Source organism: Aeromonas sp. ZOR0002 (assembly GCF_963866995.1).
Classification (GTDB): Bacteria; Pseudomonadota; Gammaproteobacteria; order Enterobacterales; family Aeromonadaceae; genus Aeromonas; species Aeromonas caviae.
On the sequence record NZ_CAWMFQ010000162.1, the window covers coordinates 1 to 1957 of the forward strand.

Sequence of the window (1957 nt, forward strand, 5' to 3'; positions counted from 1 at the left end):
TCTCGAGCCGCTCGCGCAACAGGCGCACCAGCACGGGGGCCTTGCCGCCGCTGGAGACGGCCACCACGATGGGGCTGCGATCGATGATGGAGGGGAAGATAAAGCTGGAGCGCTCGGGGTCATCCACCAGGTTGACGAACAGACCGCGCTCGGTGGCGCTCTGGTAGACCAGGGCGTTGACCTCGAGATCGTCGGTCGCGGCCACCACCAGGATCTGCCCTGCCAGGTGAGCCGGGTCGAAACGCGCCGCCACATGGGTGAAGCGACCGGCAAATTCATGGAACTCGGGCTCGATCGCGGGAGAGACCAGGGTGATCCGGGCACCTGCCGCCAGCAGCAGGCGCGCCTTGCGCAGGGCAACCTCGCCCCCGCCCACCAGCAGTACCGGGCGGCCTTCCAACCTGGCAAACATAGGTAAATAATCCATCAGGGCCCGCTCCTCGGCATCGCGACATCTGGGGCGACTATAGGCAGGAGCGCTTATCCCTCAAAATAATAAAAAATGCTCTTTAATGCGTTTTGGTAATTAGTAAAGCCGTGTGGCGGCAATAGAGAAGCGAATCTGCTTGTGGTGGATGGCACCAGACCCTAGGCTAGTGAAAGTGTTTCATAAGGAGCTTAATCATGAATGAGTCATTGATTGTATTGGGGATCTTCATATTCCTGGTACTCGCCACCCTGAGTGCCGGCATCAAGATAGTGCCCCAGGGTTACAACTGGACCGTGGAGCGCTTCGGCCGCTACACCCGCACCCTCTCCCCGGGCCTCAACCTGCTGATCCCCTACATCGACCGCATCGGCCACAAGATCATCATGATGGAGCAGGTGCTGGACATCCCGGCCCAGGAGGTGATCTCCCGGGACAACGCCAACGTCACCATCGACGCCATCAGCTTCGTGCAGGTGGTGGATGCCCGCAAGGCGGGCTACGAGGTCAACGATCTCACCAGCGCCATCCGCAATCTCACCATGACCAACATGCGGACCGTGCTCGGCGCCATGGAGCTGGACGAGATGCTCTCCCAGCGCGACACCATCAACGAGAAGCTGCTGCGCACCATGGATGCGGCCACCGCCCCCTGGGGCATCAAGGTGACCCGGATCGAGATCAAGGATGTGCGCCCGCCCCTCGCCCTGGTAGAAGCCATGAACGCCCAGATGAAGGCCGAGCGCCAGAAGCGGGCCGAGGTGCTGGAGGCCGAAGGGGTGCGCCAGTCCAAGATCTTGAAGGCCGAGGGGGAGAAGCAGTCCCAGATCCTGAAAGCCGAGGGTGAGCGTCAGGCCGCCTTCCTCGCCGCCGAAGCGCGGGAGCGGGCCGCCGAGGCGGAAGCCAAGGCGACCCACATGGTCTCCCAGGCGATCGCCGAGGGCGACATGCAGGCCATCAACTACTTCGTGGCCCAGAAATACACCGAGGCCCTGGCCCGCATCGGTGAAGGCCCCAACAGCAAGATCATCATGATGCCCCTGGAAGCGGGCAGCCTGATAGGCTCGGTGGCGGGCATGGCCGAGCTGTTCAACAAAGACGGCAAGGCGGGCAAATCATGACAGCCCTGTTCGAGGGGCTGACCCACTGGCACTGGCTGGGGCTCGGCTTCGTGCTGCTGGCCATCGAGGTGATGGGGTCGGTGGGCTTTCTGCTCTGGACCGGCATCGCCGCCCTGGAGGTGGGACTCCTGCTGCTGGTCTGGCCCTTCGGCTGGCAGGCGCAGTTGCTGCTCTTCGCCCTGCAATCCCTGCTCACCACCTGGGCCTGGTGGCGCTGGCAGCATCGCCGGGATCGCTCCGGGCTGGATGCCGCCGCTCCCATCAACGAGCGGATGCAAAGCTACATGGGCCGCGAGCTGACCCTGCTGGACGAGGTCAGCCAGGGGATGAGCCGGGTGCATCTGGACGACACCGTCTGGACGGTGCGCTGCAACGCGCCGCTGCCGGCCGGCAGCCGGGTCAAGGTGGT

Annotated in this window: 3 protein-coding genes; 2 read left to right on the forward strand and 1 reads right to left on the reverse strand. The window is 63.7% G+C overall.

The annotated features are described in order from the left end of the window. Nucleotides 1-427 (reverse strand): precorrin-2 dehydrogenase/sirohydrochlorin ferrochelatase family protein (locus AACR77_RS09575; protein WP_331372268.1); only part of this gene is annotated, 427 nt, incomplete at its 3' end. A gap of 197 nt (nucleotides 428-624) precedes the next feature. Between AACR77_RS09575 and AACR77_RS09580 the strand changes: the two genes are divergently transcribed. Both AACR77_RS09580 and AACR77_RS09585 read left to right on the forward strand, forming a co-directional pair. Beyond that, a complete protein-coding gene (locus AACR77_RS09580; protein ID WP_029314806.1) occupies nucleotides 625-1548 on the forward strand; it encodes an SPFH domain-containing protein in 924 nt (307 codons plus the stop codon). Next, the coding region (locus tag AACR77_RS09585) for an NfeD family protein (RefSeq protein WP_042881048.1) at nucleotides 1545-1957 on the forward strand (413 nt) is incomplete at its 3' end. The genes AACR77_RS09580 and AACR77_RS09585, both read left to right, overlap by 4 nt.

What these genes read in the sequence shown, in the direction of transcription:
- AACR77_RS09580 (WP_029314806.1), top strand. Translation starts at nt 625, where the DNA reads ATGAATGAGTCATTGATTGTATTGGGGATCTTCATATTCCTGGTACTC.